The organism is Polynucleobacter sp. 31A-FELB (assembly GCF_018882405.1).
Taxonomy (GTDB): Bacteria; Pseudomonadota; Gammaproteobacteria; order Burkholderiales; family Burkholderiaceae; genus Polynucleobacter.
Map to the genome: position 1 here is coordinate 15,466 of NZ_JACVOO010000006.1, position 21,973 is coordinate 37,438.

Consider the following 21,973-nt stretch of genomic DNA (forward strand, 5'->3'; position numbering starts at 1 on the left):
ATTTTTTCCTTAAACGCGATCAATGTGTTTTTCGCCGAACAGACCTTCAGGTCTGACGAGCAAAAAGACTAAAGCAAAGATATAAGGGAACCATCCCTCGATACCACCAAAGTTGCCTCCAAAGGCATCTTGTAATACAGGTGGGATGTAAATTTCAGCTAGCTTTTCAGATACGCCAATAATGATGCCGCCAACGATAGCGCCTGGAACGGAGGTAAAGCCTCCTAAGATGAGGACAGGGAGCGCTTTCAATGCGGTTAGTGAAAGTGCAAATTGCACGCCATTACGTGAACCCCACAGCAATCCCGCTACCAAGGCTACAAAGCCAGCAATAGCCCAAACAATCGCCCAGATATTTTCCAGTGGAATACCTAGCGATAAGGCTGCTTGGTGATCATCTGCGACTGCGCGAAGAGCGCGACCCACTTTGGTGTACTGAAAGAGGAGTGCCAAGAGAATCACCAAGAGAATGATGATGCCGGATGAAAATAAATCTAATTTAGAGATGCCAATACCAGTCAATTCCATCACGCTTTGAATCGGCTCATCAACGATGCCTAAATCAATAGGACGTACTTCATTGCCAAATAAAATGGGTGAAAGACCATCTAAAAAGAAACTCAATCCTATGGTGGCCATGAAAAGAGTAATGGGCGGCTGGTTAACCAGTTTGCCGAGTACAAACTTTTCGGTGCAAATGCCCACAATCACCATGAAAATAAAGGCGGCAATGACGGCAAGCCACATTGGCAGCCCATAATCAATAAAGCCCACCACAGCAAGTGCTGCTGAGTAAACCATTGCGCCTTGCGCAAAATTTAGCACGCCGGATGCCTTGAAGATCAATACAAACCCAAGAGCTACCAAAGAGTACATCAGGCCCGATAAGATCCCGCTGATAACGATTTCTATAAAAAATTGCATTCTGATTCCTTATCCCTTATCGATAGTCATTAATGGTTAGTGCCCAAATAGGCACTAATGACCTCGGGGTTGTTTTTCACGTCATCGGGCAATCCATCCCCAATTTTCTTGCCATAGTCCAGCACAACGACGCGGTCTGAAATATCCATTACCACGCCCATGTCATGCTCAATCAATACGGTGGTTACGCCGTATTGCTGATTGACTTCTAATATGAAGCGGCACATGTCTTGCTTTTCTTCAACGTTCATGCCTGCCATCGGCTCATCGAGTAGAAGTAGTGATGGCTCAGCAGCAAGTGCGCGTGCTAGTTCAACACGTTTTTGCAAGCCGTAAGGTAATTTGCCAACTGGAGTCTTGCGAATATGCTGAATTTCAAGAAAGTCGATAACTTCTTCTACTTTTTGGCGATTTAACTCTTCTTCATCTCTCGCTTTGCCAACCCAAATAGCATTACTAATAAAGCCAGACTTCATTTGGGTATTTCTTCCGGTCATGATGTTGTCGAGCACAGTCATGCCTTTGAAGAGAGCAATATTTTGAAAGGTTCTGGCGATGCCCTGACGTGCTGCTTGGGCGGGATTCATTTGCTTACGCTTTTCACCGCGAAAGTAAATGCTGCCAGCTTGTGGGTGATAGACACCATTGATTACGTTCAGCATGGAGCTTTTGCCAGCACCATTTGGGCCAATGATGGAGCGGATCTCATGCTCTTTGACATCAAATGAAATATTGGTGAGTGCATTTACACCGCCAAAAGACAGTGAAATGTTTTCAAGCTTTAAAACGGTGTCTTTATCTTGGGTTGTCCGTGAAGTCATATTTATGCGTGCTCCGCAGTAGATTTGGCGTCTTGAATTCGAACGGTTGCACTGATGCTGCCATCCCTTCCATCTTCAAACTTCACCTTAGTTTCAATAAATTGCTCTGTCTTGCCTGCATATAGCGCATCAAGCAGTGGGGCATATTTTTCGGCGATGAAGCCACGGCGTACCTTACGGGTGCGAGTAAGTTCACCATCATCTGGATCCAATTCTTTGTGGAGCACAAGGAAGCGAGCAATTTGAGCATGGCTAAGCATTGGGTCATCAGCTAAATCTACGTTGACCTTATCAATACACTCACCAATCATCTTATAAACCTCTGCTTTGGAAGCAAGATCGATATAGCCTGCAAAAGGAATATGGCGACGTTCGGCCCAGTTGGCGATTGCATCAAAATCAATATTGATGAAAGTCATGATGGAATCTTTTCCATCGCCAAATACAACTGCCTCTTTAATGAAGGGGAAGAATTTCAGTTTGTTTTCAATATATTTAGGCGCAAATAATTTGCCATTGCCCATCTTGCCAACGTCTTTTGCGCGATCAATGATGCGTAAGTGACCATCTTTATCCAAAATGCCTGCATCACCAGTGTGAAAGTAACCATTGGCATCAATGGATTCAGCGGTCGCATCTGGTCGCATATAGTAGCTATCCATTACGCTCACGCCCTTGACCAAAACTTCGCCTGAATCAGCAAGTTTGATTTCAATTCCAGGAGCTGCGATGCCGACAGAGTCATATTTCACTTGGCCGTCAGGCTGTAAACAGACATAAGCGCAAGTTTCTGTTTGGCCGTAGAACTGTTTCAAATTCACGCCAACTGAACGGTAGAAACGAAATAAGTCTGGCCCAATTGCTTCACCTGCGGTGTAGGCAACGCGAATCTTACTCATGCCTAGCGCATTGCGCAAAGGAGCATAGATGGTGAGGTTGTAGAAAGCGTATTTCAGGCGATCTAAAAAGCCAACAGGCTTGCCATCCAAAATGTCACTGCCTACTTTTTTGGAGTGAGCCATTGCCAATTCAAATAATTTACGTTTGAACGCACCAGCATCTTCCATGCGAATCGTAACTTGAGTCAATAAGCTTTCGAATATCCGTGGTGGAGCAAAGTAATAGCTTGGTCCGATCTCGCGCATGTCTGCCATGACGGTTTCTTTTGACTCTGGGCAATTAACGGTTAAGCCTGTAACCATGGCCTGCGCAAAAGAGAAGAGATGGTCGCCAACCCACGCCATTGGTAGGTAAGCGAGGATATTGTCTTTGTAATTGAGCTTGTCAAATTCAGAACTATTTTGCCCTGCTCGAATAAAGTTCTGATGTGTGTGAGCGACGCCCTTGGGTTTGCCAGTGGTGCCGGAGGTGTACAAAATGACTGAAAGATCAGTCGCTTTGCCTTCTTCTAATTCAGTATTAAAAAATTCGGGATGCTCTTTAGAAAAGACCTCACCCAACAATTGAACTTGTTTTACTGAGTGTAAAAAGCTTTGCACATAATCATTAAGGCCTTTGGGGTCCTCATAAATAATGGTGCTTAAGGTTGGGATCTGATCTTTGATCTCTAATAACTTATCAACCTGTTCTTGGTCTTCTACGATGGCAAAAGAAATCGCAGCGTCATTTAGAACGTGAATCATCTCTGCTGCTACGGCATCTTGGTAGAGGGGCACTGGAACGCCGCCTAAAGATTGGGCGGCAACCATGGCCTGATATAGCTTAGGACGGTTATCACCAATAATTGCCAGGTTCATTCCACGCTTAAAGCCCAGGGAAGCTAGGCCGCTAGCTAGCTTTTTGATGTCATCAAGGTTTTGCTCCCAGCTGGTCACTTGCCAAATACCGAGGTATTTTTCTCTATAGGCTGGTCTTTTGGGTATAGCGTTGGCGTGTTTTAGGAGTAGCTTAGGAAAAGTAAGCGAATTAACTGCCTTATTCATAGGGAATGTATTTGTTTAACTTTGTTGGCATTATTGGGTTGAAACAAGCATAATCCTCCACAAATTAGAATGGTTGTCATTTACCTGACAAACTAGGGGAACTCCTGATGTCATTAGAAGTTTTGTTACAAAATAGTGAGTGGATGACTGGCTTAAATGCTGCAGAGCAAAATAAAGTTCGCTCAGAAATTCAGGTAAAGCGCATCCCCGCAGAAGGATATGTGTGCCGAAGAGGGCATGCTGCTGATCATTGGTTTGGTGTGATTAGTGGTGTGGTCAAAATTAATAACATCGCTCCAAGCGGCAAATCAACGACCTTGCTTGGTCTTACCCCTGGTGCTTGGTTTGGTGAAGGCTCTTTATTAAAAGAGGAGTCTAGGCGCTACGATGCTTTGACCTTGCGCGATTCCGAGTTGGCACTCATGCCAAGAGCTACTTTTTTGTGGTTGCTAGATAACAGCATTTTCTTTAATCGTTTTTTAATATCTCAATTAAATAAGCGCCTAGGTCAGTTCATTGGCGCCATGGAAAATGAAAGATTGTTGGATGTAGATACGCGAGTGGCTCGTTCACTGGCAGCAATGTTTGACGCTTGGTATCCACAGCAAACGATGATGCTCAAGATTTCTCAAGAGGAAGTGGGGCAGTTAGCCGGTCTTTCTCGACAGCGCGTAAATACCTCCTTAAAAACACTCGAAGAACATGGGTTAATTCGCGTGAGTTATGGTGAGATCCATATTATTGATTTAGAAAAGCTTAGTACATTTCACTCGGATCAATTGGGTAAATAATTGTGAAGCAACCCCTGCACGGACTGAAGGTTCTGGATTTGACACGTCTCCTCCCGGGGCCTGTATGTACGTGGCATCTGGCCAGTATGGGCGCGGATGTCATCAAGGTGGAAGATAAGGGAGCGGGCGATTATGCACGTAACTTTTTCCAAACACCTGAAGAAGAAAAATCACAAACGCCAAGCGTTTTTTATCGATCCATTAACCATAATAAAAAAGTTGTATTTTTGGATTTGAAAGTCGATCAAGATAGAAATGAATTTCTTGAATTAGTGAAATCTTCTGATCTTGTTATAGAAAGTTTTCGACCAGGAGTAATGTGGCGTCTTGGTATCGGACATGAGCAATTATTAAAGTTAAAGCCATCACTCGTTTATTGCGCTATTACTGGTTATGGCATGACTGGCTCATGGAAAAATCAAGCGTGTCACGACATTAATTCTTTGGCGCTCACTGGAGTGCTCGATCAAATGCGCGATTTGGATGGCAGGCCGATCATGCCCAACATTCAGATTGCAGATGTTCTTGGCGGCGCTGTTTCTGCGGCCATGGGCTGCTTAGCGGCTTTATGGCAATCTCAACGTAGCGGCCAAGGGTCTGTTGTCGATGTTTCTATGACCGATGGGGTGTTGGCTCATAACGTGACCGCACAGGTTGCAGTTCATCACTCTGGGTCTGCCCCGGGCCCAACGGAAGATCTGTTAAATGGTGGCGTACCTTGCTACAACCTATACCAGTGTAAGGATGGTCGGTGGATTGCCTTAGGGGCTTTGGAGCTCAAATTTTGGGAGATTTTCTGCTCTACCGTGGGAAAGTCAGAATGGGCCGGGCTACATTGGTCGCTTGGGCAGGCTATTGGGGGCCCAGAGGCCCTGGATTTGCGAGATAAAGTTCAGGCGCTTATTCAAACGCAAAATCGAGCCAATTGGGAGCGTCAATTTTCTGGGGTGGATTGCTGCCTCACCCCCGTACTCTCGCTGGATGAGACCATGAAGCACCCCCTCTTTGGCGAGCGCGCAATGGTTCAGACTGATGCCGAAGGAAAGCCCTGGATTCAGAGTCCGGTAAGGTTTCTCTAAATCCAATTTAGAAGTTGTTTCTCAGGGATTATTCCCGCCGTGTTTCTTAATGTGATCCCATACTAGATTCATTCGATCAATCTTTCGATATTCGTTGGGCATGATCATCCAGAAACTGCGGATGATTTCTATTTCCTTTTTCAATACTGGAACTAGCCCCGCTACTGATTCTGCCATAAAGCTGGGAAGGATGGCGATGCCCAGTCCAGATAAGGCAGCCTGCAATTGCGCTTGGATACTCGTACTACGAAAAGCAATTCTTTGGGGGCGACAGATATCGTCTAGGTAGCTTAATTCTTTACTAAACAGTAAATCATCTATGTAACTTATGAAGGTTTGTTTGTCTAAGTCAGATCTGGCTTCAATGGGAGGGTTATTGACAAGATACTCAGGTGAAGCATAAAGATGTAGAGAGTAATCCTGTAGCTTGGTAACCAAATAAGGCCCGCGGGTCGGGCGTTGCAGGGTGATGACGATATCGGCTTCGCGCCGAGAAAGATTCACCATACGCGGTAGCGCTAGTAAATCGATGATGAGTTTTGGGTATTGCTTTCCCAAGGCATTCAGAATGGGAGCGATAACAACGGTGCCAAATCCTTCAGTAGTTCCAATTCGTACAACCCCGGTAATTTCCTGATTAACTTCATTGACTTGATTTCGGATGTTGCCAATTTGTTTTTCTACTTGTTTGGCAATGTCTTGCAATTGCAACCCCGCGACTGTAAGCTCATACCCAGAATTGCTGCGGGTAAATAGCTGCACTCCCATTTCTTGCTCTAAAGCAGAAATTCTGCGAGCAATCGTCGTGTGATTGACTTGTAAAGACCGTGCTGCAACCACCAGGCGATGATCTTTTGCTAAGGCTAAGAAAAAACGTAGATGGTCCCAATCCATTGAATACCCCAATTTTTTGCGGTTTTGTTAATGCGCTTTTGATATGGGTAAATAGTAACCCTTATGTGTGCATTTTTGCACATTAAGTATGCATTAAATGCTATTGATACCATATTTTTATGCTGATAACCTGCTTTTTCTTTATTACCTCAGTTAACCCGAAAAACAAGGAATCTTTATGTCAGCACAAAACGTCCCACAAATCCCGCTTTTCATAAATGGCAAGAAGGTTTCTTCTAAGTCGACCAATTTGCGCAATGTTGTTAACCCTGCAACACAAGAAGTGTTGGCCGTAGTTCCATTTGCCACGATTGATGAGGTTAATCAGGCTGTTGAAAGTGCTAGAGAAGCATTTAAAACATGGAAGAAAGTACCAATTGGCACTCGCTCCAGAATTTTCTTGAAATACCAACAGTTGATTCGCGACAACATGAAAGAGCTCGCAGCAATCTTGACTGCTGAGCAAGGTAAAACTTTGGCTGATGCTGAAGGGGATGTATTCCGTGGTCTTGAAGTGGTTGAGCACGCTTCTGGAATTGGTAACTTACAGCTTGGTGAATTTGCTAATAACGTAGCCAATGGTGTTGATACCTACAGCATTCTGCAACCTTTAGGAGTTTGCGCGGGCATCACCCCTTTTAACTTCCCAGCCATGATTCCTTTGTGGATGTTCCCTATGGCTATTGCCACAGGGAATACATTTGTACTTAAGCCTTCTGAGCAAGATCCAATGGTGACGATGCGTTTGGTTGAGTTGGCTCATGAAGCGGGCGTGCCACCGGGTGTCTTGAACGTTGTTCATGGCGGCGAAGAAGTGGTGAATGCTATCTGTGATCACCCCCATATCAAGGCTATTTCATTTGTGGGATCTACAAAAGTAGGTACGCATGTTTATAACCGCGCATCCTTAAACGGCAAGCGTGTGCAATGCATGATGGGTGCAAAAAATCATGCCATCGTGATGCCGGATGCCAATAAAGAGCAAACATTAAATAACTTGGCAGGCGCTGCGTTTGGTGCGGCTGGCCAACGCTGTATGGCAATTTCAGTAGCGATTTTGGTTGGTGAAGCAAAGGATTGGGTTGCAGATCTGGTAGCTAAAGCTCAAACACTAAAGGTGAGTGCTGGTGTTGAGACAGGCACGGATGTTGGCCCGCTGGTATCAAAAGATGCTCACAAGCGTGTGACTGGCTTTATTGAAAAAGGTGAATCAGAGGCAGCTTTAGTCTTGGATGGTCGCAAGGTTCAGGTTAAGGGCTATGAGAGTGGAAACTTTGTTGGGCCTACCATTTTTTCTGGTGTTAAGCAAGGCATGGTGATTTATGACCAAGAGATTTTTGGGCCAGTACTTTGCATTAGTTTTGCCGCGAATATCGATGAGGCGATTGAGATGATTAACGCCAATCCAAATGGCAATGGAACTGCAATCTTCACTCAGTCTGGTGCTGCCGCACGTAAATTCCAAGAGGAGATTGATGTAGGTCAGGTTGGCATTAATGTACCTATTCCTGTTCCAGTCCCCATGTTCTCATTTACGGGTTCACGAGCATCCAAGCTTGGTGATTTAGGTCCTTATGGCAAACAAGTCATCGCCTTCTATACTCAAACTAAGACGGTTACTGAGCGCTGGTTTGATGACAGCACTGTTGCGACTGGTGTGAATACAACGATTAGCTTGAAATAATTTGGAGATCACTTGAAATGACTTATGAAAATATTTTGCTAGAGAAGCATGGCAAGGTCACCCTGATTCGTCTAAATAGACCAAAAGCACTCAATGCGCTTAGCCCGGATCTCACTAGAGAGTTGGCTGATGCCTTAGATAATCTAGAGTCTGATGACGATGTTGCAGTAGTGGTGCTTGCTGGTAGTGATAAGGCATTTGCTGCGGGTGCAGACATTAAGGTAATGAAAGATTGGTCTTATATGGATGTGTATAAGTCAGACTTCATTACCGGCACTTGGGAGCGCATTACGAAGTTTCGCAAACCTACTATTGCTGCCGTTGCTGGCTATGCCTTAGGCGGCGGTTGTGAGCTGGCAATGATGTGTGATCTCATTATTGCTGCAGACACTGCGAAGTTCGGGCAACCAGAGATTACGATTGGAACCATACCTGGCGCCGGTGGAACCCAGCGCTTGACTCGTTTTGTTGGCAAGTCAAAGGCCATGGAAATGGTGTTAACAGGTCGCATGATGGATGCTCAAGAGGCTGAGCGAAGTGGTCTGGTGAGCCGAGTTGTGCCGGCTGATCAGTTAATTGACGATGCCATAGCGACCGCTCAAAAGATTGCCTCAATGTCTCTGCCGATTGTGATGATGGCAAAAGACTCGGTTGATCGATCTTATGAGGTTTCTTTAAATGAAGGCGTTCATTTTGAGAGACGACTGTTTCATTCCACTTTTGCGACAGAAGATCAAAAAGAAGGCATGAATGCGTTTGCTGAAAAACGCAAACCCAGTTTTAAGAATAAATAAATTGCTTTGCCAGGGGAGTCCACGGGATATATCAGGACTTCCCCTTAAATTGTCCATTAAATGACAACTATTTCAATGCTATAGGCTTAAGCTCGACACTCAGATGAAGAGGGTGGGCTGGCTTTAATCGGAGGTTTTAATGAAGATAGGTTTTATCGGTTTAGGAAATATGGGTGGCCCAATGGCAAGCAATTTGCTGAAGGCTGGTCATGAGCTCTTCATTTTTGATTTGATGGAAGCCTCAATCAAAAAATTAGTAGATCAAAGTCCTGGTAAAGCAAAAGCTTTATCTGCGCCTCAAGAGATTGCCGCCGCTGGAATGGATGTGATTATTACCATGTTGCCAGCTGCTGCTCATGTTAAGTCTGTTTATCTTGGCCCTGCCGGACTACTTGAAAACGTTACCAAAAATACAGTGCTGATTGATTGCTCTACGATTGATCCGCAAACAGCCCGAGAGATTGCAGGCTTAGCTAAAGCGCAGGGAACAGTCATGTTGGACGCACCAGTTTCAGGTGGAACTGGTGGGGCGGAAGCTGGTACTTTGACTTTTATGGTGGGCGGAGAAGAGTCTGACTTCAATCAATGGAAGGCCATTTTTTCATTGATGGGAAAAAATATCGTCTACTGTGGCGGCAGCGGCAATGGTCAGGTTGCTAAAGTGGCTAACAATATGCTTTTAGGTATCTCCATGATTGGTACAGCAGAAGCAATGTCCTTGGGCGTTTCTTTAGGCATGGATCCTAAAGTCTTGGCAGGAATTATCAATACCTCTAGCGGTCGTTGCTGGAGCTCAGATACTTACAATCCCTATCCTGGTGTTTTAGAGAATGTGCCATCTAGCCGCGGATATACCGGTGGGTTTGGTTCTGATCTCATGCTCAAGGATTTAGGTTTGGCTGCTGAGGCGGCAAAATCTGCAAAACAGCCAATCCCATTGGGTAGCTTGGCTCAGCAGATCTATCAAACATTTAGCTTACAGGGTGATGGAGGCTTAGATTTTTCAGCCATCATCAATCTATTTCGTAAAAAATAATAATTACTTATAACAACTACTCATTAGCGCCATGCAGACAGAAGATTTAATCATTGAGCAAAAGAACGGTGTCGGTCAAATTATTTTGAATCGCCCAAAAGCGCTCAATTCAATTAATTTGAATATGGTTCGTGCAATGCATGCTTGCTTAAAGAAGTGGGCTAGCGACGATTCGGTGAATGTGGTGGTAGTAAGTGGCGCCGTGGATCGGGCATTTTGCGCTGGCGGTGATATTCGCTCTTTGTACGAAAGTATGAAAGAGGGTAAAAGTGATCACCTCACATTTTTTGAAGAAGAGTTCGCGCTTAACGAGTACATCTACACCTATCCAAAGCCCTACATCGCATTTATAGATGGCTATGTGATGGGTGGTGGAATGGGTATTTCACAAGGCGCTACTTATCGCATTGCTACTGAGCGAACCAAGCTATCGATGCCAGAGACGGCGATTGGATATTTTCCAGATGTTGGGGGTAGCTACTTCTTGTCGCGCTGCCCTGACTCCATTGGTATTTATTTGGGCTTAACTGGCAAATCCATTCAAGCTCAGGACGCTGTCTATAGCCAGCTAGCCGATTGGGTAATGAATTCTGAAAATTTTCCTAAATTGCTCGTGGGCTTGGAAGGCTTAAATGCTGCTCAGCCCTTGGCTCCTCAAATTGACGGAATACTTAAGGGCTTGGGCGCATCTAATCATGCTACTGATGCCAATTTCTCTAAGATTGGCAAGCAGATTAAGCAATGTTTTTCTTTGGATACGGTAGAGGCTATAGAGTTGGCTCTCCAGGAATTGGAGCAGAAGGCTCCTGCTGAATGGATTGCGGAGGCATTAAATAAAATGTCGACAAATTCTCCAATCGCTATGGCCGGAACATTGAGAATGATTCAGGCTGGAAAGTCTTTGGATTTATCGCAATGTTTTGCTATGGAGCTAGTTTTGGCAAAGCACTGGATGATCGTTGGTGACTTTATAGAAGGCATTCGGGCGCTCATTATTGATAAAGATAATGCTCCGAAATGGCGCTACAAGAAAGCCGAGTTATCACCTAAAGAATTAAATGGCTTATTACCAGAGCTATATCCACATTAATCAGTCAATCTCAACAAATAACTGGATTCAATCATGGGCTTTTTAGAATTTACTGAAGAACAAATGATGGTGCGGGATATGGCAAGAGATTTTGCCAAGAATGAACTCGCTCCCCATGGTGAACGCTGGGATCATGAGGGTTGGATAGATGATTCGACTGTTGCTCAAATGGGTGAACTCGGTCTTTTGGGAATGATTGTTCCTGAAGAGTGGGGCGGTGCAGGTGTTGATTACATTTCTTATGCTTTAGCAGTTGAAGAAATCTCCGCTGGTGATGGCGCGGTAGGCGCGCTCATGAGTATTCATAATTCAGTTGGCTGCGGCCCTGTGATGAAGTTTGGATCCGACGAGCAAAAGAAAGCGTGGTTAGCTGAGTTAGCTAGCGGCAGAGCAATTGGCTGTTTTTGTTTAACTGAGCCCCAAGCTGGTTCAGAAGCAAATAATCTGAAAACACGAGCCACCCTTAAAGACGGTAAATGGGTTTTAAATGGCTCCAAGCAATTTGTCAGTAACGGTAAGCGCGCATCCCTAGCGATCGTATTTGCAGTTACTGATCCTGAGTTGGGTAAAAAAGGCATTTCCGCATTTTTAGTTCCCACCAATACCTCTGGTTTTATTGTGAATCGAGTTGAAAAGAAGATGGGTATACGCGGCTCAGATACCTGCGCCATCACTTTAGATAATTGCGAAATTCCGGAGGCTAATCTTTTGGGGCCAAGAGGTAAAGGTTTGGCTATTGCATTAGCAAATCTGGAGGGTGGCCGAATTGGAATTGGTGCGCAAGCGCTTGGAATCGCAAAAGCTGCTTTTGAGTCGGCTCTTAGATACTCTAAAGAGCGCATTCAATTTGGCGCTCCTTTAATCGAGCACCAAAGTATTGCTAATTTTTTAGCAGACATGCAAACCCAAATCAATGCTGCAAGACTATTGATATTGCAGGCAGCAAGTATGCGCGAAAGAAATGTGCCATGCCTATCCGAGGCTTCTCAAGCTAAATTATTTGCCTCTGAAATGGCCGAAACAGTTTGTTCTAAAGCAATACAGATCTATGGGGGCTATGGTTACCTAGAAGACTATCCGGTCGAGCGGTTTTATCGTGATGCCCGCATTACTCAAATCTATGAAGGTACGAGTGAAGTACAGCGTCTAGTTATCGCACGTTCTTTAAAAGATTTGGATTTTTAAGCAATTTTTATACAAAAAGAAATAAGTGAGATAAGTTTCTATGCAAATTAAAGATAACGTGTTTGTAGTCACTGGCGGGGGGTCTGGTTTAGGTGCAGCCTCTGCTCGTATGCTAGTTAATCAGGGCGGCAAAGTTGTGTTGGCTGATGTGAACTCTGTTGGCGGCGAGTCATTGGTTGCTGAGCTGGGGGATCATGCTTGTTTTGTAAAGGCAGACGTTACTGATGAATTGAGTGCTAGCAAGGTATTTGAAGCGGCTGCACAGATGGGTGTGTTGCGTGGATTGATTAATTGCGCAGGTGTTGCGCCTGCTGAAAAAGTGGTGGGTAGAGAAGGTCCGCATAAATTAGAGAGTTTCTCTAGAACAATTGGCATTAATTTAATTGGTAGTTTTAATATGATCCGCTTGGCTGCAGCCATGATGAGCGAATCTGAGCCAACTGAGTCAGGAGAGCGCGGCGTATTAATTAGCACTGCATCGGTAGCTGCTTATGATGGCCAGCTTGGTCAGGCTGCGTACGCTGCTTCTAAGGGGGGCATTGTTTCAATGACTTTGCCAATCGCCCGTGAATTGTCTCGATATGGCATTCGCGTTATGGCTATCGCCCCAGGGATTATGGAGACGCCTATGCTTTTGGGTATGCCGCAAGAAGTGCAAGACGCTTTAGGTAAAACGGTGCCATTTCCCGCACGTATGGGTAAGCCAGCGGAATTTGCCTCTTTGGTTCAACAGATTTTAAGTAATGAGTATCTCAATGGTGAAGTCATTCGTTTAGATGGTTCTATTCGCATGGCTGCAAAATAATTTTTTGATTGATAGATTTATGACACATGATCCAGTAGTAATCGTCTCTGCAGCAAGAACCCCTATGGGTAGTTTTCAAGGTGCGTTTTCAGGTTTAACTGCGCCGACATTAGGCGCCGTTGCGATTAAGGCGGCTGTTGAAAGGGCTGGCTTAGATGCAAACTTAGTTGAGGAGGTTCTGATGGGGTGTGTGTTGCCTGCGGGTTTAGGTCAGGCCCCTACTCGTCAAGCTGCATTGCTAGCGAACTTGCCACTTCATGCGGGCTGCACAACGATTAGTAAAGTTTGCGGATCTGGAATGAAGGCAACTATGCTTGGTCATGATGGCATTGTTGCGAATTCTTATGCGGTAACTGTGGTGGGCGGCATGGAGTCGATGACAAATTCTCCCTACTTGTTGCCTAAGGCTCGTGGAGGTTATCGCCTTGGTCATGGGCAAGTGCTTGACCATATGTTTATGGATGGCTTGGAGGATGCGTACTCAAAAGAAAATCGCGGTCGATTGATGGGTACGTTTGCGGAAGATTGTGCCGGTAGCTATAGCTTTACTCGCAATGCGCAGGATGAATATGCAATTCGTTCGACTATGCGTGCGCAAGAGGCAAGTAATAACGGCAGTTTTGATTGGGAGATTGCGCCAGTCACGGTGAGTGGCAGAAAAGGAGATCAAATTATTGCGAAAGATGATGGTCCTTTTGCAGTCAATATTGAAAAAATTCCTGAATTAAAACCCGCATTCAAAAAAGATGGTTCTGTAACGGCGGCAAATTCCTCTTCGATTTCTGATGGTGCTGCTGCTTTAGTGCTCATGAGGGAGTCTCATGCCAAAAAGCTAGGTATGCAGCCTTTGGCTCGTATTGTGGGGCACGCTAATAATGCTGGTGTACCTGCATTGTTCCCAATTGCACCTGTTGGAGCCATACAAAAATTACTTAAAAATATTGATTGGTCGGTAGATTCAGTCGATTTATTTGAGATTAACGAAGCCTTTGCAGTGGTGGCGATGGCTGCTATTCATGATCTAAAGCTTTCTTCAGAGAAGGTCAATATTCATGGCGGTGCTTGCGCGCTAGGTCATCCCATTGGCGCATCTGGCGCACGAATTTTAGTAACGCTATTGGGCGCCTTGAAAAAGAATGGCTTGAAGCGAGGCGTTGCTTCTTTGTGTATTGGTGGCGGCGAAGCAACTGCTTTGGCTGTAGAAATGTATTGAGGCTGATTAAATGTTATTAACGACTGAACAAGAAATGATTCGCAATTCTATGCGCAGTTTTGCGCAAGAACGCTTAGCCCCTTTTGCTGCAGAATGGGACAAGACTCATGCCTTCCCAAAACAAGCTATCCAAGAATTGGGTGAGCTAGGCGCAATGGGAATGGTAGTGCCAGAAGAGTGGGGTGGAGCAGGCATGGACTACATGTCCCTTGTTTTGGCTCTCGAAGAAATTGCCGCAGGAGATGGATCTACATCGACGATTGTGAGCGTGCAAAACTCATTAGCTTGTGGCATCACTCTTAAATATGGAAGTGCGGCCCAGAAGGAAGCATGGTTAAAACCATTGGCAAGAGGTGAAAAGCTAGGTTGTTTTTGTTTAACAGAGCCGCACACCGGCTCTGATGCATCAGCCATTACCACTCGTGCCGATCGAGATGGGGATCATTATGTTTTGAATGGCGTAAAACAATTTATTACTTCAGGAAAGCATGCTGATGTAGCCATTGTTTTGGCTGTGACGGATAAGGCTGCTGGTAAAAAAGGGATTTCCTGCTTTTTGGTGCCTACCAACACTCCTGGTTTCATTGTGGCTCGTCTTGAAGAGAAGATGGGGCAACATGCTTCAGATACAGCACAGATTCTGTTTGAGAACTGCCGTATCCCCGCCTCTTGTTTAATGGGTAGCGAAGGAGAAGGTTACAAAATTGCACTTTCAAATTTGGAAGCTGGTCGCATTGGTATTGCTGCACAAGCTGTTGGAATGGCGCGTTCTGCTTTAGATGCTGCAATTGCCTACGCAAAGGACCGTATCACTTTTGGAGTCCCCATTATTGAGCACCAAGCTGTTAATTTCCGTTTGGCTGATATGGCCACTCAATTGGATGCTGCAAGGTTGATGGTATGGCGTGCTGCAATACTTAAAGACGCTGGCAAGCCTTGTTTGACCGAAGCCTCGATGGCCAAATTATTTGCTTCAGAGGTAGCTGAAAAAGTCTGCACTGACGCCATACAAATTCATGGTGGTTATGGATATGTGAGTGATTTCCCGGTTGAGCGTATTTATCGAGATATGCGTGTTTGCCAAATTTACGAAGGTGCTAGCGATATACAACGCTTAGTTATTGGCAGAGCACTTGCTCAATAAAAATCATCTTATTGCCAAATTTTTTTATATTTAATTAGTATTAATCGAAAGACATTTAGATGAAAATCTTAGTAGCTGTAAAACGCGTTGTGGATTACAACGTCAAAATCCGAGTCAAATCAGATCACTCTGGTGTGGATTTAGCCAACGTCAAAATGAGTATGAATCCCTTTGATGAAATCGCTGTTGAAGAGGCGGTGCGTTTAAAAGAAGCGGGCGTAGCAACTGAAGTGGTGGTGGTGACTGCAGGTGCAACCCAATGCCAAGAAACGCTGCGTACTGCTTTAGCTATTGGCGCTGATCGTGCAATTTTGGTTGAGACCGCTCCTGATGCCGACTTACAGCCTTTAGCAGTAGCAAAGATTCTCAAGGCACTCTCTGATAAAGAACAGGCGCAAATTATCATCCTCGGCAAACAAGCGATTGATGACGATAGCAACCAAACTGGTCAGATGTTGGCAAGCCTGATGGATATTCCACAGGCAACCTTTGCATCTAAAGTAGTTATTGCTGATGGCAAAGCTACTGTGACTCGTGAGGTCGATGGTGGTTTAGAGACTATTGCGTTGTCATTGCCTGCAGTGATTACAACTGACTTGCGTTTGAATGAACCACGTTATGTCACATTGCCGAACATCATGAAGGCTAAGAAAAAGACGATTGATATTGTGAAGCCTGAAGATCTGGGTGTAGATATTGCTCCACGTCTAAAAACAATCAAAGTTGAAGAGCCTCCTAAGCGCTCCGCAGGTGTGATGGTTGCTGATGTAGCAGCCTTGGTAGAAAAACTCAAAAATGAAGCGAAGGTGATCTAAATGGCCGCACTTGTTATTGCTGAACACGACAATCAATCTTTAAAGGCAGCTACGCTCAATGCGGTAGCAGCCGCTTTGCAATGCTCCCCTGAGGTGGATGTTTTGGTTGCTGGCAACCAATCTGATGCTGCTGCCGGGGCTGCAGCTCAAATCGCTGGTGTACGCAAAGTTATTCAGATCGATGCTGCTAATTTGGCCGATCAATTGGCTGAGCCTTTGGCAGCTCAGATTCTGTCAATTGCTAATGGCTATAGTCATATCTTGGCTCCTGCAACTGCCAATGGTAAGAATGTATTGCCACGTGTTGCCGCTAAGTTAGATGTTGCCCAGTTATCGGACATCACTAAAGTGGTTTCTGCTGATACATTTGAGCGCCCAATTTACGCAGGTAACGCTATTGCAACCGTACAGTCAGGCGATGCCATCAAGGTGATTACCGTTCGCACCACTGGCTTTGATCCAGTGGCGAACACAGGTGGTTCTGCTGCAATTGAAAAAGGACCTGCCGTTGAAGGCGCTGGTAAATCTTCTTTTGTTGGTCGAGAGTTGACTAAGTCCGACCGCCCTGAATTGACTGCTGCCAAGATCATCGTGTCTGGTGGTCGTGGATTGGGTTCTGGAGAGAAGTATCAAGAGCTCATTACGCCTTTGGCAGATAAGCTGGGCGCTGCTTTAGGGGCATCCCGTGCTGCAGTGGATGCTGGTTATGTTCCCAATGATTATCAGGTTGGTCAGACTGGCAAGATTGTTGCGCCCCAGCTTTACATTGCAGTGGGCATCTCTGGCGCCATTCAGCATTTAGCGGGCATGAAAGACTCCAAAGTGATCGTCGCCATTAATAAGGATCCAGAAGCACCCATCTTTAGCGTGGCCGATTATGGTTTGGTAGCGGATTTGAATACTGCTGTGCCTGAGCTTACCAAAGCATTGGGTTGATAAGTAATTTGTATCGCTAAGTTAGATTTACAAAGACTCCAGGAACTCGTGGATGTATTTCAGTACATCCACTGGTTTTTCCCGATGTGGAAAGTGGGCTGTATCTTCCATTAGAGCGAGAGAAGATTTACCGCCAGATAAATTTACTATTGATTTGGGATGCTTTTCGCTTCCATATTCATCATTCAGTCCATGTATGACTAAGAGATTCGTGTTTATTTTTGGTAGTACATCTTCCAGGGACCAATTTTTAAAGTCATTTGATGTCCAGGTTTTGATCCAGGAGTCTAAAACCCATTGCGTTTTCTCGCCATGGTATTTTTCTAGCCTCTCAATCTGTTTTGGATTTTGAAACAAGGATTTGGCGGCCAGTATTCCAGCTAAGGTTTTGTCTTCAACGAATGATTGGGCGGCAATAGTGATGATGGCCTCGCATTGATTAGGAAGTTGACTTGCGCAATTTAATGCCATGCCACCACCCACGCTATGTCCTAATAAAATAAATTTTGAGATGTTTAGCTGTTCGCAAACCGTTGCAAAGCTTTCGCTTACCTCGTTGGCAATAAATTCTTTTGAGATAGGTTTGGGTATGGGGTCAGATTTTCCAAACCCAATCCTGTCATAGGCAATTACTCTTCTATTGGTTTTTTGGCTTAATAGGTCTGGAAAGTCTCGCCATAGCTCTACGCATCCAAGGGAGTCATGAATTAAGACGATTGGAGTTTTATCGCAGAAATGGGTATTCCACTCTCGCACAAAGACGCCCCCATTTTTACCTTTTAGTGTTTTGTCAAAAAAGGGCACGTGCCAAACTCGCTAATTAAAATTTTTACTCAAAGACACAGGGTATCAGGATTTGCTAGCATTGGACGTTTTTCATCTTTCAATGCTCGTATTATATTTCTTAAAACACTCACTAAGCACCAATGCTAACCAAAAAAGCAACCCTCACCATTGCTGATGAGGGTTTTGTCTTTTGAGCGTTACTTAAAGTAACGCTTAGCCAAAAGCCTACGCACCAAGTGCCCCCAGTATTGAGAACATCATCTTACCCATCGGTGTAGACGTATCAATCGCTTGTTGATGAAAGAACAAATCAACTTTGACTGATTCAAGTTGATTGAGTAACTCAATAAGATTCTGTAATGACCTGCCGAGTCTGTCTATTGACCAACACATGACCATGTCGAACTTTCGTTGAGTTGCCATATTCATCATTAAGTCGAGAGCAGGGCGCCGTGCTTTCACTCCTGAGATGCCTTCATCGACGAACTCTTGAACGATTGTGTAACCCATTCTCGCTGAAATGGCACGTAGTTCTGTGAGTTGATTCTCACAAGTTTGTTTGTCTGTTGATACTCGTGCGTATAGTGCGACTCGTTTATTCACTTTAAATAACCTTTCAGAAATGGTGGTTCGGTATCTGGAAGGTAAAGGAAGGCATGGGAATGGCAAGCATGTTCCTACTGTGAACAGGCAACAAAAAACCCGCAACTCTAATGAATATGCGGGTCTCAGGTTTTTACTGCAAAAGTATAATAATTCACACTAATATACTTTTCTCTAACTAAGTTCAGAATTTATTTAATTAAATCAAGAACTTATGGTGGGTCGGGCGAGATTCGAACTCGCGACCAACGGATTAAAAGTCCGCTGCTCTACCGACTGAGCTACCGACCCAGTAAGACAGAAATTATAGCAAGAACTTGGTTTGACTTCCCCCAGTTTGCTGGGTTTTCCCTCTACGCCTTGTAGTTACAAGAGCGCTACGCGTTTGCCCGTCTGGCTACCGGTGGGTTTTTGGAGAAATAGTCCTTAATTCCTCTCAAAATTGCCTCCGCAATACGGTCTTGGTAGGCATCGTCATTGAGGCGAGCTTCCTCATGGGGGTTGCTGATAAAGGCGGTTTCCACCAGGATGGATGGGATATCGGGGGCTTTGAGAACAGCAAAGCTAGCTTGCTCAACTTTCGCTTTATGTAGTGGGGCAAATCCACTAATTTGCTTGAGGATCGATGTTCCCACTTGAAGCGAATCCTTGATCTGGGCGGTAGTTGACATATCTAGCAATAAATTCGCTACCTGCTTATCTTGCGTCTTGATATTGATGCCACCAATTAAGTCGGAAGCATTTTCTTTATTGGCCATCCAGCGCGCGGTTGTGCTACTGGCGCCCATTTGGGATAGAGCAAAAACTGATGCTCCTTTGGCTCTGGGTTCAATAAAGGCATCCGCATGGATTGAGACAAAGAGATCTGCCTCTACTCGACGCGCTTTTTGTACGCGCGTATGTAGTGGAACAAAGTAATCGCCATCTCTAGTGAGGAACGGACGCATATATGGATCGTTTTCAATCTTGTCACGCAAGCGTTTGGCAATCGATAGCACCACATGTTTTTCTTTAGAGCCCATCGTACCAATTGCGCCCGGATCTTCTCCACCATGACCCGCATCGATTGCAATAGTAATAAGACGTTTATGTTTTGCTTGAGCAGGCGGCTCTTTTGCATCCGGAATTGCTTGTGCTACCGGCGCCTTTGGAGCATCCTTTTCTTTCTTGGTAGCGAACTGTGCAATCAGGTCAATTTCTTCATTGGCTTTTTCTAAAGCACTTTCTTTACGGGCGCTACTCTTCACCAATTCCATCAAAGGATCTGGCGGGATCGCTGGGTAGAGATCGAGCACCATGCGGTATTGGTATTCAGCAATCGGGTCCAGCGTAAAGAGTTGAGGCTTTACGGGCTCTTTGAGGTCAAATACCAAGCGCACCATACCTGGTTGAAATTGACCCACTCGAATTTGTGAAACATAAGGATCATTTGGTTTGACCTTGGCGACCAAGTCTTTCAGGGTGGAATTCAATTCCATGCCTTGAACGTCTACCACCAAGCGATCGGGGTTGGTAAGTAGTTGTTGGGTAATGGGCAATGCTTTGTCGGACTCCAGAGTGATGCGTGTGTAATCCTCTGCTGGCCAAATACGTACGCCTAAGATCTTGGCACCCCAAGCGATCTCTGCCTCGCTGAAAAAGAGGATGAAGCCCAGCATCTTTGCTGAAGTCTTGAGATGCTTTCTTCTGGAGGAATTAATCAGGGGCTTGCTCATCTCTATTAGGTTTGCATCTTTTCGATAACGGCTATTCCCTGGCTAGAGCTTGCTTTGAAACTAATATTTCTCGCATTCTCATCATCGTCAGCAATGAGATGAATTTCAATATCAAAAGCAGGCAGGGTGCCTTCAGCTTTTTCTGGCCACTCCACTAAACAGAATCCGGGCTCATCAAAATGCTCTGCAAAGCCAGCTTCCCGCCACTCCAGCGGATCTCTCATGCGGTAGAGGTCGAAGTGGTGGGCTGTGATATTTGTAGCGGTGGAGGGATTGCTGCTATTGATTTGAATAAGATAAGGCTCACACAAAGTATAGGTTGGACTCTTGACGCGACCCTCGTATCCCAGGGCTTGTATTAGATGGCGAGCAAAGGTGGTTTTGCCGGCTCCTAGATCCCCCTCTAAGGAGATATTGAGGTGAGTGCTGTGATCTGCTTGAAAAAGATGGTTGAGGCTGCTGGCAAGCTTTTGCGCTAAAGCAGTGGTATCCGCTTCTTGCCTACAATATTGATTAAATGAATTCTGAGCCATTTGCCTAGTTTATTCAATTATTAAGCTACATTCTGTATTCCTAATGACTTCTTTCCAAATACTGAACCCTGTTGATCAGGCCAATCTGCGTGAATGGCTAGATGAGCAGTCTCGTGCACTCGGTTTTGATGGTTTACGTATTACTGATACCCATCTTGGATCAGCTACAGACAGGCTGCATGAGTGGTTAGAGCAGGGTCGCCATGGTCAGATGGAATACATGGCTAAGCATGCCAATGTTCGCTCTGATCCAAGCATGCTGGTTCCAGGAGCCGTCAGAGTCATTTGCGTCACCATGAATTACCTTTCACCTGTAATCGATTTTGATCATGAGTGGGATAGATTGAGAGATCCTACTCAAGCCGTGGTCTCGATGTATGCGCGAGGGCGCGACTATCACAAGGTCATGCGCAATCGTTTGCAAGAATTTGCGCAGTTGATTGAAAAGAAAATTGGATCGTTTGGTTATCGTGTCTTTACAGATTCAGCGCCATTGATGGAGGTCGAGTTGGCTCGTAAGGCCGGCTTGGGGTGGCGAGGTAAACATACACTGCTACTGAATCGTGAATCTGGGTCAACATTCTTTTTGGGTGAAATCCTAGTCGATGTTCCGCTACCGATTGATCAAGAAGAAGAATCGCATTGTGGCACTTGCCAAGCCTGTATTGATGTTTGTCCAACACAGGCAATTACTGCACCTTACCAATTAGACGCCCGACGTTGCATCTCGTATTTGACGATTGAAAACCCAGATTCTATCCCGGTAGAGTTTCGTAGGGCGATGGGTAATCGCGTTTACGGATGCGATGACTGCCAATTGATTTGCCCTTGGAATAAATTTGCGCAACGATCTACCTTGCCAGATTTTGCTGAGCGTCATGGTCTTGGTAGAGCAGGTCTCTTGCAACTTTGGTCTTGGACTGAAGATGAATTTGAAAAGCGCCACGAGGGCAGCGCCATTCGTCGCATCGGTTACTCCCGCTGGCGCAGAAACTTAGCAGTGGCTATGGGCAATGCCCTGGCTGATAGTGCTGCTCCCCAGGCAGATAAAGATTTGCTACGAGCAGCCTTGTCTGATGCTTTGCCCGTGGCAGATGCCTTGGTAGCCGAGCATATTGATTGGGCGCTGGGCTCTTAAGTTCACCTTGCCAGTTTTACCTTCATCTCACTTACAATGAATTC

21 protein-coding genes and 1 tRNA gene are annotated in these 21,973 nt (G+C 45.2%); 13 read left to right on the plus strand and 9 right to left on the minus strand.

Features of this window, described 5'->3' with window-relative positions; genetic code table 11:
• Positions 1 to 9: 9 nt before the first annotated feature.
• The 3 genes from ICN30_RS05180 to ICN30_RS05190 are packed head-to-tail and all read right to left on the minus strand — an operon-like array spanning position 10 to position 3,688.
• Complete coding sequence (locus tag ICN30_RS05180) at positions 10 to 924, minus strand: branched-chain amino acid ABC transporter permease (protein ID WP_216273756.1); 915 nt, start codon at positions 922 to 924, stop codon at positions 10 to 12.
• Positions 925 to 953: 29 nt separating this feature from the next.
• A complete protein-coding gene (locus ICN30_RS05185; protein WP_216273758.1) occupies positions 954 to 1,745 on the minus strand; it encodes an ABC transporter ATP-binding protein in 792 nt (263 codons plus the stop codon).
• A 2-nt stretch (positions 1,746 to 1,747) separates the two neighbouring features.
• Positions 1,748 to 3,688 carry a long-chain fatty acid--CoA ligase gene (locus ICN30_RS05190; protein ID WP_216273760.1) on the minus strand — a complete coding sequence of 647 codons (1,941 nt, stop codon included), beginning with the start codon at positions 3,686 to 3,688 and terminating at the stop codon, positions 1,748 to 1,750.
• Positions 3,689 to 3,795: 107 nt separating this feature from the next.
• Between ICN30_RS05190 and ICN30_RS05195 the strand changes: the two genes are divergently transcribed.
• Together ICN30_RS05195 and ICN30_RS05200 are read left to right on the plus strand one after the other, a co-directional pair.
• Complete coding sequence (locus ICN30_RS05195) at positions 3,796 to 4,479, plus strand: Crp/Fnr family transcriptional regulator (protein ID WP_216273762.1); 684 nt, start codon at positions 3,796 to 3,798, stop codon at positions 4,477 to 4,479.
• 2 nt (positions 4,480 to 4,481) lie between these two features.
• A complete protein-coding gene (locus tag ICN30_RS05200; protein WP_370626599.1) occupies positions 4,482 to 5,558 on the plus strand; it encodes a CaiB/BaiF CoA transferase family protein in 1,077 nt (358 codons plus the stop codon).
• A gap of 21 nt (positions 5,559 to 5,579) precedes the next feature.
• On the opposite strand, the gene ICN30_RS05205 is transcribed toward ICN30_RS05200, so the two are convergent.
• Positions 5,580 to 6,452 (minus strand): LysR family transcriptional regulator, encoded by an 873-nt coding sequence (locus ICN30_RS05205; protein ID WP_216273764.1) that lies wholly within the window; start codon positions 6,450 to 6,452, stop codon positions 5,580 to 5,582.
• A gap of 178 nt (positions 6,453 to 6,630) precedes the next feature.
• Between ICN30_RS05205 and ICN30_RS05210 the strand changes: the two genes are divergently transcribed.
• From ICN30_RS05210 to ICN30_RS05255, 10 genes are all read left to right on the plus strand, one after another.
• Positions 6,631 to 8,136, plus strand: coding sequence for a CoA-acylating methylmalonate-semialdehyde dehydrogenase (locus ICN30_RS05210; protein WP_216273767.1), 1,506 nt, complete (start codon positions 6,631 to 6,633; stop codon positions 8,134 to 8,136).
• A 17-nt stretch (positions 8,137 to 8,153) separates the two neighbouring features.
• Positions 8,154 to 8,930, plus strand: a complete 777-nt coding sequence (locus ICN30_RS05215; protein ID WP_216273770.1) for an enoyl-CoA hydratase — start codon at positions 8,154 to 8,156, stop codon at positions 8,928 to 8,930.
• A gap of 139 nt (positions 8,931 to 9,069) precedes the next feature.
• Positions 9,070 to 9,966: a 3-hydroxyisobutyrate dehydrogenase gene (mmsB, locus tag ICN30_RS05220; protein ID WP_216273772.1), complete on the plus strand. Its 897-nt coding sequence runs from the start codon at positions 9,070 to 9,072 to the stop codon at positions 9,964 to 9,966.
• A gap of 31 nt (positions 9,967 to 9,997) precedes the next feature.
• Entirely contained in the window at positions 9,998 to 11,056 is a 1,059-nt protein-coding gene (locus ICN30_RS05225) for an enoyl-CoA hydratase/isomerase family protein (RefSeq protein WP_216273774.1), read from the plus strand.
• A 33-nt stretch (positions 11,057 to 11,089) separates the two neighbouring features.
• On the plus strand, positions 11,090 to 12,241 hold the full coding sequence (locus tag ICN30_RS05230; RefSeq protein ID WP_216273777.1) for an acyl-CoA dehydrogenase family protein: 1,152 nt from the start codon (positions 11,090 to 11,092) through the stop codon (positions 12,239 to 12,241).
• 40 nt (positions 12,242 to 12,281) lie between these two features.
• Positions 12,282 to 13,046, plus strand: coding sequence for an SDR family NAD(P)-dependent oxidoreductase (locus ICN30_RS05235; protein ID WP_216273779.1), 765 nt, complete (start codon positions 12,282 to 12,284; stop codon positions 13,044 to 13,046).
• Between the two features lie 19 nt (positions 13,047 to 13,065).
• On the plus strand, positions 13,066 to 14,259 hold the full coding sequence (locus ICN30_RS05240; protein ID WP_216273781.1) for an acetyl-CoA C-acyltransferase: 1,194 nt from the start codon (positions 13,066 to 13,068) through the stop codon (positions 14,257 to 14,259).
• A gap of 10 nt (positions 14,260 to 14,269) precedes the next feature.
• Positions 14,270 to 15,403 (plus strand): acyl-CoA dehydrogenase, encoded by a 1,134-nt coding sequence (locus ICN30_RS05245; RefSeq protein WP_216273784.1) that lies wholly within the window; start codon positions 14,270 to 14,272, stop codon positions 15,401 to 15,403.
• 59 nt (positions 15,404 to 15,462) lie between these two features.
• Positions 15,463 to 16,218 carry an electron transfer flavoprotein subunit beta/FixA family protein gene (locus ICN30_RS05250; RefSeq protein ID WP_216273785.1) on the plus strand — a complete coding sequence of 252 codons (756 nt, stop codon included), beginning with the start codon at positions 15,463 to 15,465 and terminating at the stop codon, positions 16,216 to 16,218.
• Complete coding sequence (locus tag ICN30_RS05255) at positions 16,219 to 17,154, plus strand: electron transfer flavoprotein subunit alpha/FixB family protein (RefSeq protein WP_216273787.1); 936 nt, start codon at positions 16,219 to 16,221, stop codon at positions 17,152 to 17,154. It abuts the gene before it with no gap.
• 27 nt (positions 17,155 to 17,181) lie between these two features.
• On the opposite strand, the gene ICN30_RS05260 is transcribed toward ICN30_RS05255, so the two are convergent.
• The 5 genes from ICN30_RS05260 to tsaE all read right to left on the minus strand — a co-directional run bounded on the left by ICN30_RS05260 (position 17,182) and on the right by tsaE (position 20,791).
• A complete protein-coding gene (locus ICN30_RS05260) occupies positions 17,182 to 17,958 on the minus strand; it encodes an alpha/beta fold hydrolase (RefSeq protein WP_216273790.1) in 777 nt (258 codons plus the stop codon).
• Positions 17,959 to 18,165: 207 nt separating this feature from the next.
• Positions 18,166 to 18,543: a recombinase family protein gene (locus tag ICN30_RS05265; RefSeq protein ID WP_216273792.1), complete on the minus strand. Its 378-nt coding sequence runs from the start codon at positions 18,541 to 18,543 to the stop codon at positions 18,166 to 18,168.
• Between the two features lie 215 nt (positions 18,544 to 18,758).
• Positions 18,759 to 18,834, minus strand: a tRNA-Lys gene (locus tag ICN30_RS05270).
• Positions 18,835 to 18,920: 86 nt separating this feature from the next.
• Entirely contained in the window at positions 18,921 to 20,258 is a 1,338-nt protein-coding gene (locus ICN30_RS05275) for an N-acetylmuramoyl-L-alanine amidase (RefSeq protein ID WP_216273794.1), read from the minus strand.
• A gap of 5 nt (positions 20,259 to 20,263) precedes the next feature.
• Positions 20,264 to 20,791, minus strand: coding sequence for a tRNA (adenosine(37)-N6)-threonylcarbamoyltransferase complex ATPase subunit type 1 TsaE (gene tsaE, locus ICN30_RS05280; protein WP_216273796.1), 528 nt, complete (start codon positions 20,789 to 20,791; stop codon positions 20,264 to 20,266).
• A gap of 43 nt (positions 20,792 to 20,834) precedes the next feature.
• On the opposite strand from tsaE, the gene queG reads away from it, so the two are divergent.
• A complete protein-coding gene (queG, locus tag ICN30_RS05285) occupies positions 20,835 to 21,929 on the plus strand; it encodes a tRNA epoxyqueuosine(34) reductase QueG (protein WP_216273800.1) in 1,095 nt (364 codons plus the stop codon).
• Positions 21,930 to 21,973: the final 44 nt, after the last annotated feature.